Here is a 16261-nt window from a genome sequence, read left to right on the forward strand (position 1 = left end):
AACACCCGCCACATCAGGTGGCGGGGCCCCCATCGACAACCGCATAGGACCGGACAGTACAGTCCTGGATTGCCCGGTCCTCCTCCCACCTCCCGTGCGACTGCGTGCGGGAGGGCCGGAGGAGATCTGCCCGGACGCCGACGTCCTTCGGGGCGTACGCATAGCCGAAAGCTGAGCTGGAACGATGAGCGCAACTGACCAACAGTCTGTTTCTTCAGGTCCCCCCAAAGGGATCGGACCCATGCAGCGCCGCGAAATGTGGCTGGCCTATCTGATGTTGGCACCGACATTCGCCATCATCCTGATGATTGTCGCCGGTCCTCTTCTGGCCAATTTCTGGATAAGTGTGAAGCCTGTCCAGCTGGCCGATCTGAGGCCGCCGACTGTCCTCGTCAACGAACGTGTGCGTGGCCGTCCCGCGGCAGACGGTGACGAAGCAACGTTGGAATACAGGCTCCGGAACTCGTCCCGGACCGAGGAAATCCGGAACGTTGTTGTGAAGGATCAGGTGCCGGACGGGTTTAATGTTGCTGTTGTGCCAGACGCTTGTGCGCTTGATGGGCGTGCGCTGACTTGTACCATTGGCACGGTTGAACCAGGCTGGAGTGAACGGCTCCGCCTCGAGGGAACCGTCACAGAGGCCTTCCTGTCTGCCAACCGCCCGGAGCGCGCGAGCGAACCCGAGGTGTCCGGTGATGCCAACAACGTGCTCACCAATTTCGACTTCACGTTCGAAAACTTCCAGAGGATCTTCAGTGCCGATGAATTCTGGTCGGTTCTGCGAGTGACATTCTACTACACAATTTTCGGTACCGGCGGTGCACTTGTGCTCGGTCTCTTCGCTGCGCAGCTGCTCAACACCGTCTTTGTCGGGCGCGGTTTCATGCGCGGCCTGTTTCTGTTCCCCTATGTTTCACCGGTGATAGCCGTTGCCTTTACATGGGTTGTCTTGTTCGACCCATTCTCAGGCACTGTCAACGCGCTGCTAACGAAAATGGGAGTGGTATCCGACCCGATCAATTTCTTCGGGCAGCGCGCGATCGAATATTCGATTTTCGGCATCCAGATGGAGTTCCCACTGGCTCTGACGACCGTGATCGCATTTGAGGCCTGGCGGTATTTTCCGCTGTCGTTCCTGTTCATTCTTGCGCGCATGCAGTCGATCAATACGGACATGTATGAAGCGGCCGAAATGGACGGCGCTACACCACTGCAGCAATTCTGGTACCTGTCACTGCCGCAATTGATGGGCATCCTGTCTGTCCTGTTCCTGCTGCGTTTCATTTGGACGTTCAACAAGTTCGACGACATTTTCCTGCTGACCGGCGGCAACGCAGGTACGCGGACATTGACTGTCGATGTCTATGAACAGGGTTTTGCACTCTCCAATCTCGGGGCTGGTGCTGCCGTCGCGGTGGTCGTCTTTGTGGTGCTTGTGACTTTTGCCACCTTGTTCATCCGCTTCTCACCGAAGGAGGAAGGCCTATGAGACCGGGAAGTGTTTTGCTCACGGCCATTACAGGCCTGATCTGGGGCGTGACCGCAATGGTGGTGATCGGTGTGACACTGACGCTGATCACCGGCGAGGTGGCTCTGCCGCAGGCAACCGCTGCTGCGATTGCGGGTTTGTTGAGTTCACTCATCTTTGTGTGGCGGCAGTCATCAGCAGCAAGTGGTCTTCCGGCCTGGGCGCTGTCCGCCGCAGTTCTCTTCATAGTGCTGATGGCCGCAACCTTTGCAGCACCCTTCGGGCTTCCGCTCAACAAGGAACCGGTGTGGCAAGGGCTTGCGCTGATCGCCTTCATCGCAGGTGTCACCGGCGCCAACCATCTGTCGCTCTCTGGTGCATCTCTTGGTGCGATGACCCGCTACGAGCGTGAGGTTGTCTATATTCGCATCGCCAAGGGTATTGGCTTCGTTCTGTTCACGATCGTTGTTGCCCTGCCGTTTTATGTGATGGTGATGACGTCGCTGAAAAGCCAGCAGACCCTGCTCGCCAATCCGCTTGATCTGTCCATCGACTTTTCGCAGGGGCTCTATGGTCTGTTCCGCTCCTATGTGGAGCTGTTCACCCAGTTCAACTTTGGCCGTTATCTGTTGGTCTCGACTTTCGTGTCGATAGCGACAGTGTTTCTGACGCTCGCCTTTTCAGTGCCTGGCGCCTATGCTGTCTCAAGGCTCCGGTTCCCGGGACAGGCGTTTCTCGCCAGATCCGTGCTGCTCATCTACATGGTCCCGGCGATCGTTCTCGTGATCCCGCTCTATGCAGTCTTTTCGCAGCTCGGCCTTCGCAATACGTTGACCGGTCTTCTGATCGTCTATCCGGCAACAACCATCCCGGTCGCACTTTATATGCTGCAGGGCTACTTCCGCGGGATCCCGTCCGAGCTGGAAGAAGCCGGTCTCATGGATGGTCTTTCGCGGATTGGTGTGATCCTGAAAATCACACTGCCACTGTCACTGCCGGCGCTGGCGTCCGTGTCGCTCTATGTCTTCATGATTGCCTGGAATGAATTCCTCTTTGCATTCATGTTCCTGGATGATCCGGACATCTTCACCCTGTCTCGTGGGGTGGTCTCTCTGAACTCGTCGGAGGTCCCACGCCAACACCTGATGGCGGGTGCCGTAATCGCGACCGTGCCGGTTCTGTTTATCTTCCTCTGGTTCGAACGCTTCCTTGTGCAGGGCCTCACGGCCGGCAGTGTGAAGGGTTAGTGGAAATTCAAAAGGGCTCGTGAGAGGCCCATAGGAGTTACCTGTGTCAAACGCAGATCTAGACAAAACCGCCCGGACTATCCTGATTGAGAATGATCAGGGCGGTTATACAATCCCGACAAAGGGGCTTTACCCCTATCAATGGAACTGGGACTCCGTCTTTGTTGCGCTGGGCTTTGCCACTTTCGATCAAAGCCGTGCATGGCGCGAAATCGAGATGCTGTTCGAAGGTCAATGGCGTGACGGTATGGTACCGCACATCCTGTTCCGAAAGGACGATCCGAGCTACTTCCCCGGACCATCTGTCTGGGGAACCGATGGCGGGCCAATCCCGAGTTCCGGGCACTCGCAGCCACCGGTCGCCGCGACGGTGATCAAAGATCTGGTCGATGCAGACGGTTCGGGCAAGGCACTTGAGCGGGCAGTAAAGCTCATGCCGCAACTGATGAACTGGCATCGCTGGTATCTTGCGTATCGGGACCCTAAGGACCTCGGCGTTCTCGCTGTCATTCATCCCTGGGAGTCAGGCCGCGACAATCTGCCGGATTGGGACGAGGCTCTGCGCGCGGTCGAGGTCAAGGACATTGGTCCTTACGAGCGCAAGGACACCTCCCATGTGGATCCAGCAATGCGTCCGCACAAGGAAGACTATGATCGCTATTTGAGCATTATGGCTGCCTGCCGGAATGTGGGTTGGGATCCGCAGAAGGTTGCCGAAACCTGTCCATTCTTTGTGGCTGATCCCGGAGTGACCTTCATTTTCCTGCGCGCGAACAGAGATCTTCTGATCCTGGCGGAAAGGCTCGGTTTGGATGCTGAGGCCGAAGAAGTTCGTGGCTGGATCCGCAAGATGGAGGCTGGTGCCAAAACACTCTGGAACGATGAGTTGAAAGCTCATGTGGCTCTCAACGAAAGAACCGGACGGCAGACCGACGGTATTTCAAGCGCATCCTTCCTCGCACCATATGCGGGCCTTGCGGATCAGACGACGCTGACATCGTTGCAGGGCCATTTCGATCGCATTGCCTCGAAAGTCCGATATCTGATGCCATCCTACGATCCTGATCACAGGAACTATGAGCCGCTGCGCTATTGGCGCGGTCCGGTCTGGGCCATGATCAACTACATGATCGCAAGAGGGTTTGCGGAAGCAGGTGACAATGAGCGCGCCAACAGGTTGCGTCAGGACACCGCCGATCTGATCGCAACAGGCGGTTTTGCCGAGTATTTCAGCCCGGAAAACGGTGCCGGAGCCGGAGGAGGCACCTTCTCATGGACGGCAGCCATCTGGCTAACCTGGGCGTCGCCCTCACACCAAGAACAGGCAGCTTAACGAGCGGGGTTTAATGTCATGGGAGCGATCCAGCTCAACAAGGTCGAAAAGTGGTTCGGCAGTCTTCAGGTCATCAAGGGTATCGATCTGGATATCCAGGACGGCGAATTCGTGATTTTTGTCGGTCCGTCAGGCTGCGGTAAATCGACATTGCTGCGGTTGATCTCCGGACTGGAGGAAACCAGCCGGGGCGAGATCGAAATTGACGGCAAGGACGTCACTGCTCTGCCACCGTCCGGCCGAGGCCTGTCCATGGTGTTCCAGTCCTATGCGCTCTATCCGCATATGTCTGTGCGTGAGAATGTCGGTTTCGGTCTGAAAACCGCAGGCCTGCCAAAGGATGAAATCGACAAGAAGGTCAATGCGGCGGCAGATGTGCTCAAGCTTGACGAATACCTCGATCGCCGGCCAAAGGCGCTTTCCGGCGGTCAACGACAGCGTGTTGCCATTGGCCGGGCGATCGTCCGTGAACCGAGCGCGTTCCTTTTCGACGAACCGCTGTCCAACCTTGATGCGGCGCTTCGGGTCGAAATGCGTTTCGAGGTTGCAAGGCTTCACAAGAGCCTCGGGACCACGATGATCTATGTGACGCACGATCAGGTCGAAGCCATGACGCTGGCGGACAAGATCGTTGTCCTGCAAGCGGGACGGATCGAACAGGTGGGCTCACCGCGCGAGCTTTATGAGCGCCCGGACAATCTGTTTGTGGCCCAGTTTATCGGCTCTCCCAAAATGAATGTGCTGCCATGTTCGGTCGAGGGAGATCAGTTCTCGCTTCAAGGTCACGGAGGCGGGCACTACCCCCACCAGGACAACCCTCAAAGACCTGTCAAGCTTGGCATTCGCCCTGAACATATGAGTATTGTTGCGACGGACGAAGGACATTGCACAGGCACGGTCGAAGTTGCCGAATATCTTGGTGCCGACACCTTCCTCTATGTGGCACTCGACGGACTTGAAACCGTACTGGTGCGGATCAGTGGAAGCGATCAGGTGGAAGAAGGATCACGTGTAGGCCTTCGTTTCGACGAAAGCCGGATGCACTTCTTCGACAACAAGGACCAGGCTGTTCGCTAACTTGAGCAGCCGCTACGACGTTGGTGAGATTGCTTGACGATGGATGCAAGCAGCGTCGACGCAGCTTCAGTTCCTGCACAGAACCTGAACCGTATAGCGAGCAGCTTCCTGGTCTATCGTGGTAGGGGTCTTGATGCTGGTTACAGTGTTGTAGGAAGGCGCAAGGCCAAGGCTTTCCATGAATTCAGCCATCAAGCGGCCGCGAATGGCGAAATTGACGTTCTCCGGAAGGTCACCGGCGACCTTGAGGGTTTTCAATTTGTCGAGGCGTGAGAGCACCGTGCCGATGACGGCACCTGTCCGATCGAGAACCGGTCCACCGGAATTGCCTGGCTGTACGGGCGCAGACACCATGAAGTGCCGAATGTCACCGCTCACACCGGCAAGTGCCGAGACGATCCCGTAGGTGAAGTTCAGATTGTTGTCCAGGATCTGTGCAAACGGGTAGCCCAGGACAAACACTTCCTCGCCGCGCACAATGGGTTGCTTGGCACGGAACTGAGCAAAGTGATCAGCCTTTTTGCTGTCGAGCTGAATGATCGCAAGGTCGTTGGTCGTGTCGGAAGCAACCAAGGCCGCCGAGCCATATCCTGCGACTTCGAGATTGTCGCAGTTGCCGACGACATGAGCATTTGTTCCCACGTGCCCATCTGGTGTGATGAAAAAGCCGGAACCGGTTGATGAACCGGTTTCGTCCGATGTCGATGCAGTGCTTCCAGCGGAGAGTTCTCCCAACCGGTTTTCGCTGTCCGGCGCGTTGTCCAGAGCAGGGGCCGATGTCACCGCGTCCATCCGGCCCGTCGCCGAGCGGTCGAAGAACGTCAGGCTGTTGGACATTGCAATGGCAACCCGATCCATGAACACTGCATGTTTGGGTTGCCAGAAGAGCGAGAAGCCGCGGCTGTCCGCACCGGTTCTCATCATGCGCAGATAGAAGTCACGGCCGTTTTGTGTGCCCGACACAACAAAAAAATCATTGCGGAACTGCTTGTTTTCGATCGTCCGGCCATCTTCGGTCGAGGTCAGGCGACGATAGAGAGCTTCATAGTCGGATCGTTGACCGTCAACGCGCAGCGTCTCCAGTTCGATGCTTCCGTCAAAAGCGCGCCAGAGGTGTCCGCGCTCGGATTTCTTGGGTGGGTCGAACAAGCTGACGGGGATGCCGAGCGTGATGCCGGCGGTCGGATCGTTCCGGGTTCTGAAGCCGACACGTTTGACCAGATCAAGTCCGTCCCTATGCAGGATTTGTAACTCCTCGGTCTCCAGGACCCCATCTCGCCGAAATTCCCGATTTCGTTGAAATTCCATAAGCGCACCATAGGTCTTCGGCCCGAAGGCTCCGTCGACAATGGCCGCATAATCACCGGTAAAGACCAACAGGAACTGCAGGCGAATACGCTCGTTTCGACTGAGCGAATTAAACCAGTCTTTCGACTGGTCGTAGTCGGCCTGCACGTTGCCGAAAGATAAAACGAGAAAGGCAATTGCACAGATAAATGCACGCATCATGCAGCTCCCGGCCCAATGGTCGCTGATCAGATTTTATCAAAACCGATCACATTGGAACAGGTGTCAGGCGCTCTTTGGGGGATATCTTTCGATTATCGCGATGTTGTTTACTCCAGCTTCATGTTTCGAAGCCTCAGCGCGGGATGACATCCACCTTGTGATCAGTCGTTTGCGACCCAGCAGTGCGCAACACACCCTTGACCGGCGCTGCATCTCCATAGTCACGTCCCCTGGCGACGACAATGTGGTCCTGACCCACGCGCGTTGCATTGGTGGGGTCGTATTCGATCCAGCCGACCTCAATCCCGCACCAGGCCCGTACCCAGGCGTGCATCGCATCAGCACCTTCCAGGCGAGGTTGGCCTTCTGGCGGGATCGTTCTTAAAAAGCCACTGACATATCCTGCCGGAATGCCGATGCTCCTGAGGCAGGCGATCATGATATGCGAATAGTCCTGACAAACGCCATGCCGACGCTCGAAGGCTTCAAGGGCCGGCGTGTCCACCGTGGTTGCGTCCGCGTCGAAGTGCATATCCTTGTGCAATGCTTTGCCAATGGCTTCAACCGCAGCACATGCGCTCATGTTCGGGTTCACATGCTCTTCGGCATAAACAGCAAAGACCGGATCCAGCGGCAACCTCGGAGAGACCGACGTGAAGTGCACAGGGGCTTCTGGCTGGAGGGACTGTATCACCGCCAGTTCCCTGCCGAGATTGTTGAGCGGCGGTGAGATATCAAGTTCCTCGGTAAAGGCGGTGCGGTCGATCCGCGCCTTGAGCTTGAATGTCAATTCGCTATGGGTCTTGCGGTAGGCCACATCGGTCACCGCGTTGCCGTAAAAGTCTGTGCGGTCGTGACGCTCGGAGGGCCCCGGAGCCAATTGAATCTGACCGGATATCAGTCTTTGTTCGCCAGTGATCGTCGCGGGCATCAAACGCAGCGCATGGCGCCCCGAATTTGCCGGACTGGCGTAGTCATAGGTGATTTCCAGGGCGACGTCGTAGAGCACGTTTGACCTCACTTGGAAGGAGTTGTGTGCAACGCCCCGGCGCTAACGAATATAGGCATCAGTCAGTTCCACGGAGAGATAGGCAATCTGGTCACGCAGCTCGCTAAGGGCTGCCGGATTCAGCGTTTCGGGCGACGCTATGGCAAGGCTGGTGTGAATTTGCAGCACCGAGCGGGCAAGGTCAGACAGATGCCCATGCTCCGTTTCACCTGGCAGGTCGTCAATATGATCTTTTATGTCTGTCAGCTGATAAAGCACCGCTCTGGGGTTCTTCCCGTCCATCGCCAAAAGATCCAGAACGGTTGCCTTGCTGAGCGACACCGCGTAACGGCGGCTCATCGACATTGCGCTGTCACCGACCTCCAGAAGCAGTTCCAACGAGCCTTCCGGAGCATCAGGCTCGGTGAAAACGGACAAGAGGTCCGTCATCCTGTGGGCTCGTTCTAGTGCCCGGCCTATGCTCAGGAATCTCCAACCGGTGAACCGGTACATGTTTTCATGGACGAGGCCGGAAAAGCCCGTGATCTTTCGCAGGAGCAAACCCATGGCGCGTGGGATGTCGCTGTTTTGGCGCATCGCGCGTTTGGCACCGTTCGCGGTTTGGGCCAGATCGTTCAAGGCGAGCCATCCATCGACCGAGAAGCGGTCGCGGACCTTGCCCGCACTTGAAACGGCTGATTGAAGCATCGCAATCAGCGCGTCGGGTACCGGGTCTTCAGGTGTAACGCCTATCTTTTCCAGATAGTCCGCCGTCTGGGAAACCAGCGGCGCATCGGGATCAGCCGTTTCCATCAGTCTTGCATGATAGGCACGCAGCAGCCGGACAGCGCCTTCAGCCCGCTCCACATAGCGGCCCAGCCAGAACAGGTTATCAGCTGCCCGTGACGGCAACGCCCCTGGTTGAGATTTGAAATAAGGGGACTCAGTCTGGTGAAGCAAAGTGTCTTTTGCAGGTCTCTTGCCACCAACAATCCAGACATCCGCCGCCGATCCGCCCGCTTGCATTGCAATCGCGCTTGCATCTTCGGTCCGGCCGATCCGGGCAAAGCCTCCGGACATGACTTCCCAGCCTTTTTCTGTTCTTGCCAGAAAAACGCGAAGGCTCATCGGCCTTGGCACGAGTTGCTCTTCGAAATAGGCAGGGGTCGTGGAAAGCGTGACTGCTTCCTGGGCGATCAAAGCGTCGCGCTTGTTGTCGATCCAGGTATCAAGCACGCCCTTGTGGAACTTGTGGAAGTCCTTGCCGATAAAGTCAGTCTGCGCAGAAGCGAAGGGCAGAGCCGTTGAAAGTGCAGGGCTGAACATCATGCTCTCGGCGTGCTCTTTCACATAAGAGCGTGTCGTCGCTTCTCCACACCACCAAGTCGCAACGTTTGGAAGTTTCAGGGTTTCACCCAGAAGGTGCTCGCTGATACGCGGCAGAAAGGCGAGCAAGGCCCTGGTTTCCAAAATGCCGGTGCCGAGCGCATTGACCATTGTGACGGAGCCGCGACGGACTGCTTCCACCAGACCCGGTGTTCCGATGTGAGAGTTCTCGTTCAGTTCCATCGGATCGGACCAGGCCGCATCCAGTCTGCGCCAAAGAACGCTGACCGGTCTGAGGCCTGCAACGGTTCTTACCATCAGGCGTTCGTTTTCGACCGTGAGATCTTCGCCTTCCAACAGCATGAAGCCGAGGTATCGGGCAATATAGGCATGCTCAAAATACGTGTCGTTCAATGGGCCCGGCGTGAGGATCGATACCCGACTGTCGCTTTCATCGCGCAAATCCACAAGATGGTCTCTGAACCGTCGGAAGAAACCAGCCAGTCGATGAACGTTGGCCTTGGCAAAAAACTCATTGAATACGCGGCCTGTTGCGACACGATTTTCCAGCGCGAACCCGGCGCCTGAGGGTGCCTGCGCTCGATCGGAAAGCACCCACCAGGTGCCGTCCGGACCACGGCCGATCTCAAAGGAAAGGAAATGCAGGAACTGTCCCGAGTTCGGTTTTATGCCAACAAGCGGGCGCTGCCATTCCGGGCTTTTTGCGATCAGATTGGCGGGCAGAAATCCTTCGCTGACAAGCCTGTTGTCGCCATAGAGATCTGCAACCACCTGTTCCAGGAGTTCCGCCCGCTGAACGAGACCTTCGGCAATCACCTGCCAATCGTCTTCGCTTATGACAACGGGAATATGACTGAGCGGCCATTCGCGCTCATTTGCACCTTCCTGACCGTATTGACGGAAATAAACCCCCGCATCGTTCAGATACTGGTTGCCCCTGGCAAAGCGGTCACTGATCTCTTCTGACGTGAGCGAAGACAGGTGGTTCAGGAAGGGGCGCCAGACTGGACGGACTCTTCCTTGAGGATCCAGAAGCTCATCGGAAACGCCCGGAAAGGGCCGGTATGCCTTCAACAAGGCATATCCAGGCGCTCCAGCCTCTGCGTTTTCGTCAAGACTCATCTGCGTGTTCCCGAGCCGAAGCCGTTGTTCGGCCCGCTGACATAACCCTATCCGTATTCAAGCACTTTTCGATGAACGCGGATCGTCCTTATACATTTTGAGGCCTGCGCAGGTCTAGGGTCAAAGGAAACTCCGGATGTGGGTGCTCTGCTGTTGGCATATATAGACCAGGTGAATGACCATGGGCCTCGAAGCGGGCGAGCCGCCTTGCCTCGGCCTCGTTGCCATTGACCGGGAACGTCTCGTAGTTGCGCCCGCCAGGGTGCGCGACGTGATAAACACAGCCCCCCAGAGCGCGTCCGCTCCACGTGTCGAATATGTCGAATGTCAGCGGAGCATCAACCGGATGCACGGGATGCAGAGCCATGGCAGGCTGCCAGGCCTTATACCGAACGCCGGCGACGGAAACGCCATTCGTTTCCGTTTTCTGCAATGGCATCATTCGGCGATTGCACGTCACGGTGTAACGGTCCGGGTCACTGGTCGTCAGCTTGACCTGCAGACGTTCGGTTGAACTGTCCGTGTATCTGACAGTCCCGCCAATCGCTCCTGTTTCGCCAAGCACGTGCCAGGGTTCCAAGGCTTGGCGCAACTCAAGATGCACACCTTCCACCTCGATTTCACCACAGAATGGAAAGCGGAATTCGGCTTGCGCCTCGAACCATTCGGGCCGCATCGAAAAACCGTGGTGTTCCAGGTCTTTCAGGACTTCAAGGAAGTCAGTCCAGACATAGTGCGGCAACATGAAGCGATCATGCAGGGCTGTTCCCCAGCGGGTCAAATTGCCTGACAATGGGTGCTGCCAGAGACGGGCAATCAGCGCACGCAGAAGCAGCTGTTGTGCAAGGCTCATGCGCGGGTCAGGCGGCATTTCGAAGCCTCGAAATTCCACCAGTCCGAGACGTCCGGTCGGGCCGTCCGGTGAATAGAGCTTGTCGATACAAATTTCGGCTCTGTGCGTGTTGCCGGTGACGTCGACAAGAAGGTTTCGCAGCAATCTGTCGACCAGCCATGGGAAAGGTGCGGGACCTTCGTTGGGACGGTGGATCTGTGACAGGGCCACTTCCAGTTCATAAAGCCCGTCGTGGCGAGCTTCATCGACCCGTGGTGCCTGTGAGGTCGGACCGATGAAAAGACCGGAAAACAAATAAGACAGGCTGGGCCGTCTTTGCCAGTGCAGGATCAGGCTGCGCAACAGGTCCGGCCGCCTCAGGAAAGGGCTGTCCAAAGGCGTTGCACCGCCGACGACCACATGATTACCGCCTCCGGTGCCGGTATGCTTACCGTCGATCATGAACTTTTCAGCGCCAAGGCGGGATTGGCGCGCGTCCTCATAGACGCCTTCAGTTATGGCGACGCAGTCCTTCCAGCTCGTCGCCGGATGAATATTCACTTCCACGACGCCCGGGTCGGGGGCAACGCGGATGACATTCATGCGGGGGTCGGTTGGAGGGGGGTAGCCCTCGATGTGAACTGGCAAATTCATATCGGTAGCGGCGGTTTCCGCCGCCGAGACAAGTTCCAGGTAGTCCTCAAGACGTTCGACCGGTGGCATGAAGACGCAGAGCCTACCGTCGCGCGGCTCTACCGACAGTGCCGTCCGCACGGCGGCCTCGCCCAACTCGTCATTTGTCAGTTGCTGCTCGCGCCGGTCCTGCTGTGCGCCACCTGCGGTGAAATGTGCAACTCCCTGAGGCCTGTCACCCCGCTTTCCGACAGGAAAGTCGGGCAAGGGCTCCCGTGGCAATGTCGGGTCCATGATGTTTGTGTAGGGATATTGAGCTGGGGGAACATGAGGCAAGGATTCAAGTGGAATTCGATACCCGACCGGACTGTCACCCGGAACCAGGAACAGGGCGTCACGCCTGAGGTTCCAGCGTTCTGAGCGCCACCCCTTACCTGCCGCTTTCGATTGCCAGCGTTGTACGGGAAGAACGTAACCGGACGGCGTTGCCAGGCCTCGGTCAAACACGCGTGCGATGCGATGGCGCGCCTCTGCGTCTTCCAGTTCCGAATTGTCCGGCGTGACATTCGCTGGAAGGCCCGCCTCCTTGACGAGCCACACAGCCGGATCCTCAAATGCCGGAACCACATAGTCGGTTTCGAGACCAAGATTTTCTGCCATGCCATTGAGCAGGGCTTGCGCCTTTTCGGCATCGGCACCGGTTTCCCGACCCTCATCGGCAATCAGATCCGGATCATTCCAGATCGGCTTCTCGTCGCGTCGCCAGAACAACGAAAACGTCCATCTGGGGAGCGTTTCTCCCGGATACCATTTGCCCTGGCCGTAATGCAGGAACCCGCCCGGTGCGAAACGTTCCCGCAGGCGACGGATCAGCACATCGGCGCGGTCGCGCTTTGCTGGGCCGACCGCATCCGTATTCCATTCGGCGGATTCAAAGTCGTCTATGGAAACGAAGGTCGGCTCGCCACCCATGGTCAAGCGCACATCTTCCTGTTTCAGAATGCGGTCGACTTCTTCCCCCAAATTGTTCAGTGCGTTCCAGGCTTCGTCTGAAAAGGGTTTGGTGATGCGAGGGTGTTCTGCGACCCTTGCGATCTTCATGTCGAAGGCAAAGTCGACATTCGCATCGCTGGCCATGCCGACGATTGGAGCGGCATTCGTGTAGTGCGGCGTTGCAGCGAGCGGGATGTGGCTTTCCCCTGTCAGGAGCCCGGATGTCGGGTCCAGTCCGATCCAGCCGGCACCGGGGAGGTAGACCTCTGTCCAGGCGTGAAGGTCGGTGAAATCATGATCCGTTCCCGATGGCCCGTCGAGCGCTTCAAGGTCCGGCTTCAGCTGGATAAGATATCCTGAGACAAAGCGCGCGGCGAAGCCAAGGTGGCGCAAGGTTTGAACCAGAAGCCAACTGGAGTCCCGGCAAGAGCCGGTGCCCTTGTTGAAGGTCTCTTCAGGTGTCTGCACGCCCGGTTCCATTCGGATGACATATCCGATTTCCTTTGAAACCCGTGCGTTCAGCCCGACGACAAAATCGACCGTGCGTTCTGTTTCTCTCGGTATGGAAGCGAGAAATTCCGTTAGACGCGGACCTGCTGGATCGGCGCGCGTATAGATCAGGAGATCTTCGCGGAGTTCTTCCGGGTAGTCGAATGGCCATTCTTCCGCACGTTCTTCAACGAAGAAATCAAACGGATTGTAGACGGTCATGTCCGCGACCAGATCCACTTCGATCTTGAATTCACGAACGGGTTCGGGAAACACGAAACGGGCAAGCCAATTCCCGTAGGGATCTTGCTGATGATTGACGAAATGATCGGCAGGGGCAACTTTCAATGAATGTGAAAGTACCCTGGTGCGGCTGTGAGGAGCAGGCCTTAAGCGAATGATCTGGGGGCTCAACGTGACCGGACGGTCATAGCGGTAGTGCGTAAGGTGATAAATGCTTGCTTTGATCGACATGAACGGACCCTGGTCAGGACGAGCTGGTAAGTCGGGTTAGCGTTTCACAATTCCACGCTGCGTTCCACGTCAAACTGTAGGCAGAAAAAGCATCGCCGAGCGGCTCTATGTGTGTGGCTGATCGTGATCAGCTGTCTGAATCAGACGCATTGCCCCGCAGATTGCGCGGGTCTAGCCACAGCGATTTGTCATCGAGCGGGGTCAATGGGCTGAGGTTTGGATTGGCAATCGAAAAAATCTTCCTGCCTTCCAGCTTTGCCCGCGCAATATCGTCTCCGTGAAAATCCAGAAAGTGTTTGTCGAAACTGCCGTCAGATATCATTTGTCTCAACCCCGTTTCGATCTGTCTTGCGAGCTCTGGATGTTTGGGACTGACAAAAAAATAGGTCGGCAGGGGAATGAACAGGCAAAGCGTTTCTTCAACGACCAGATTGGGGTTGGTCTTACTGAAAACCGCTTGTTCCTGAAATATTTCGTTGAGGCCGCGGCTGAATGTCGTGAAACGCCCGAGTTTCAGCATATCGAAGAGGGTCTTGTATTCAGGTGCCGTGACGACTTGAAAACCTGCATTCTCCATGACCCGGCGCGTCGACCATTGAGCGCCAGATCCTGTCGGAAAAGCGAGCAGATCTTCAAGTGTTTCAACCTGCGAGATCGCTGGTTGATCCCGTTTGTTGATGAGGAACAGTCGATGGCCTTGAATTCCCTTCCTTATAGGAATTCTGATTGTCAGAAGGTTCTCTTCCCACCCCGGCTTCGGAGCCTCTGCCGTAACATGAATAATTTCACCGTCGATCAGCTCTTGCAGTAACCTGTCCCTGGAGAGTTCTGTGTCCAATTGTCGAACGCGAGCGGTTTGTCCGGCTTTCTCAAGAGACATTTCCAGGAGAATTTGAGCGTAGCGGTATCGCTGATCGTCCTGCCCGTAAGGCTTGATCGTAACAACTTCTGAAGTTCCGGCGAAAGCGATCACGCTGGAAACAACTATCGCGATTTTTGCGAGTGCAATTTTCAAATATGCAGATCGCATTGTCATAATCCTGCGCTTTCAGGCGAAAAATGTCGCTGTATCTTATACCATTGTTCCAGCTTGACCGAGAGGTACTTCCGGTCTTTCCACGCCTTGGGGCCCTGAAGCAAAAAGGAGTTTTGCTCTGAGCGACAAGGTTCTCTCTTCAATTTCTCGCTCTTTAAGGGGCCCTTTCAAGTTGATACCTGGTCGGGGTGCGCAAGCGCGAGCTTATAGGGAATGCAGCGACCGATCCGGGTTGGTCGTCTGTTTGTTCGCAAGCAGAGGTAAGCTTCAGAAAATGACCTTCTTTAAGGTTTAATATTTCATGCTTGAAATTTATTTTCCGTCTGACTAGGCTTCAGTTGCGTGTCAGCCAAGGTCTGCGATCAGATGAACCTGGACATGTGGGCTCAAATGCTTCGCGAAAACTGAAAATCGCGTGCAATATGTGGAACATACGCTCCGAAAGGTGCTTTATTACAACACGATCGGCCTTGCGAAAAAACACAAGTCTGTTTGAGTGAAGGGCGACAACAACAATAGCCCATCCAGAAATCGGGAACACTGGAACCAACAGGAGAGACAGATGAAATTCTTTAGCCTTGCGGCGAGTGCCGCGCTGGCACTCGGTGTGGTGTCTGCGCACGCCGAACCTTTTAAAGTCGGCATGATCACCACGCTTTCAGGGGGCGGCGCAGGTCTTGGTATTGATGTGCGCGATGGTTTCATGCTGGCGGTCAAGCAAGCCGGCAACGAGAATATCGAAGTCATCATTGAAGACGACCAGCGCAAACCGGACATCGCGGTACAGCTTGCTGACAAGCTTGTGCAGTCTGAAAAGGTCGACGTGTTGACCGGAATCATCTGGTCCAATCTGGCTATGGCCGTGGTGCCTGCAGTCACCGCGCAAGGAAAATTCTACCTCTCGCCCAATGCGGGGCCATCCGCACTTGCAGGCAAGGGATGCCATCCGAACTATTTCAATGTGGCCTGGCAGAATGACAATCTGCATGAAGCTGCCGGTGCTTATGCCAAGGAAGCCGGCTACAAGAAGAGCTTCATTCTTGCGCCGAACTATCCGGCGGGCAAAGACGCTTTGACCGGTTACAAGCGCTTTTACGATGGCGAGCTTGCCGGGGAGATCTACACCAAGCTCGGCCAGACCGACTACGCAGCAGAACTTGCGCAGATACGTGCATCTGATGCTGACAGCGTCTTCTTCTTCCTGCCTGGCGGAATGGGCATCTCCTTCCTCAAGCAATATGCCGACAGCGGTGTCGACCTGCCTGTCGTCGGACCGGCCTTCTCTTTCGATCAAGGTATTCTGCAGGCCGTTGGCGATGCTGCTTTGGGTGTGAAAAACACCAGCCAATGGAACAAGGACATCGACAACGCCACCAACAAGGCTTTTGTCGAGAGCTTCCAGGCCGAATACGGACGGTTGCCTTCGCTCTACGCTTCCCAGGGCTTCGACACGGCAAATCTGCTGTTGTCGGCAATGGGTTCTGCAGACGTAAACGATCCGGATGCCTTCCGTGCTGCGCTTAAGGCAGCTGACTTCAGTTCGACCCGGGGCGACTTCGAGTTCGGGCCGAACCACCATCCAGTGCAGGACATTTTTGTCCGCGAGGTGATCAAGGAAGGCGACGTCTACACCAACAAGATCATTGCAACTGCATTGACCGATCGTGCCGATGCATATGCGGCCGAGTGTAAGATGTAACCGAATACTCCTCT

The 16261-nt window shown here is 56.3% G+C and carries 10 protein-coding genes; 5 read left to right on the forward strand and 5 right to left on the reverse strand.

All coding sequences use genetic code 11. The features are described from left to right. Positions 1 to 241: 241 nt before the first annotated feature. From K1718_RS06005 to K1718_RS06020, 4 genes are read left to right on the forward strand one after another with little or no spacing between them, the layout of a single operon-like run. Complete coding sequence (locus K1718_RS06005) at positions 242 to 1489, forward strand: sugar ABC transporter permease (protein WP_173006227.1); 1248 nt, start codon at positions 242 to 244, stop codon at positions 1487 to 1489. Further along, positions 1486 to 2715, forward strand: a complete 1230-nt coding sequence (locus K1718_RS06010; RefSeq protein ID WP_265683031.1) for a carbohydrate ABC transporter permease — start codon at positions 1486 to 1488, stop codon at positions 2713 to 2715. The genes K1718_RS06005 and K1718_RS06010 overlap by 4 nt, the downstream gene beginning before the upstream one ends. A gap of 43 nt (positions 2716 to 2758) precedes the next feature. Next, on the forward strand, positions 2759 to 4048 hold the full coding sequence (locus tag K1718_RS06015; RefSeq protein ID WP_265683032.1) for an MGH1-like glycoside hydrolase domain-containing protein: 1290 nt from the start codon (positions 2759 to 2761) through the stop codon (positions 4046 to 4048). 18 nt (positions 4049 to 4066) lie between these two features. Further along, positions 4067 to 5125, forward strand: a complete 1059-nt coding sequence (locus tag K1718_RS06020; protein WP_265683034.1) for an ABC transporter ATP-binding protein — start codon at positions 4067 to 4069, stop codon at positions 5123 to 5125. Positions 5126 to 5191: 66 nt separating this feature from the next. Here the strand turns inward: K1718_RS06020 and K1718_RS06025 are convergent, their stop codons facing one another. From K1718_RS06025 to K1718_RS06045, 5 genes are all read right to left on the reverse strand, one after another. Beyond that, positions 5192 to 6634 (reverse strand): serine protease, encoded by a 1443-nt coding sequence (locus K1718_RS06025; protein WP_265683038.1) that lies wholly within the window; start codon positions 6632 to 6634, stop codon positions 5192 to 5194. 133 nt (positions 6635 to 6767) lie between these two features. Continuing rightward, positions 6768 to 7643 (reverse strand): transglutaminase family protein, encoded by an 876-nt coding sequence (locus tag K1718_RS06030; RefSeq protein ID WP_265683040.1) that lies wholly within the window; start codon positions 7641 to 7643, stop codon positions 6768 to 6770. Positions 7644 to 7685: 42 nt separating this feature from the next. Further along, on the reverse strand, positions 7686 to 10091 hold the full coding sequence (locus tag K1718_RS06035; protein ID WP_265683041.1) for a circularly permuted type 2 ATP-grasp protein: 2406 nt from the start codon (positions 10089 to 10091) through the stop codon (positions 7686 to 7688). A gap of 88 nt (positions 10092 to 10179) precedes the next feature. After that, a complete protein-coding gene (locus K1718_RS06040) occupies positions 10180 to 13512 on the reverse strand; it encodes a transglutaminase family protein (protein ID WP_265683042.1) in 3333 nt (1110 codons plus the stop codon). 127 nt (positions 13513 to 13639) lie between these two features. Then, positions 13640 to 14542 (reverse strand): type 2 periplasmic-binding domain-containing protein, encoded by a 903-nt coding sequence (locus K1718_RS06045; protein WP_265683044.1) that lies wholly within the window; start codon positions 14540 to 14542, stop codon positions 13640 to 13642. 568 nt (positions 14543 to 15110) lie between these two features. Here K1718_RS06045 and K1718_RS06050 point away from each other — a divergent pair. Further along, on the forward strand, positions 15111 to 16247 hold the full coding sequence (locus tag K1718_RS06050) for an ABC transporter substrate-binding protein (RefSeq protein WP_265683046.1): 1137 nt from the start codon (positions 15111 to 15113) through the stop codon (positions 16245 to 16247). The last annotated feature ends 14 nt before the right edge of the window (positions 16248 to 16261 follow it).

It is taken from the genome of Roseibium porphyridii (assembly GCF_026191725.2).
GTDB lineage: Bacteria > Pseudomonadota > Alphaproteobacteria > Rhizobiales > Stappiaceae > Roseibium > Roseibium porphyridii.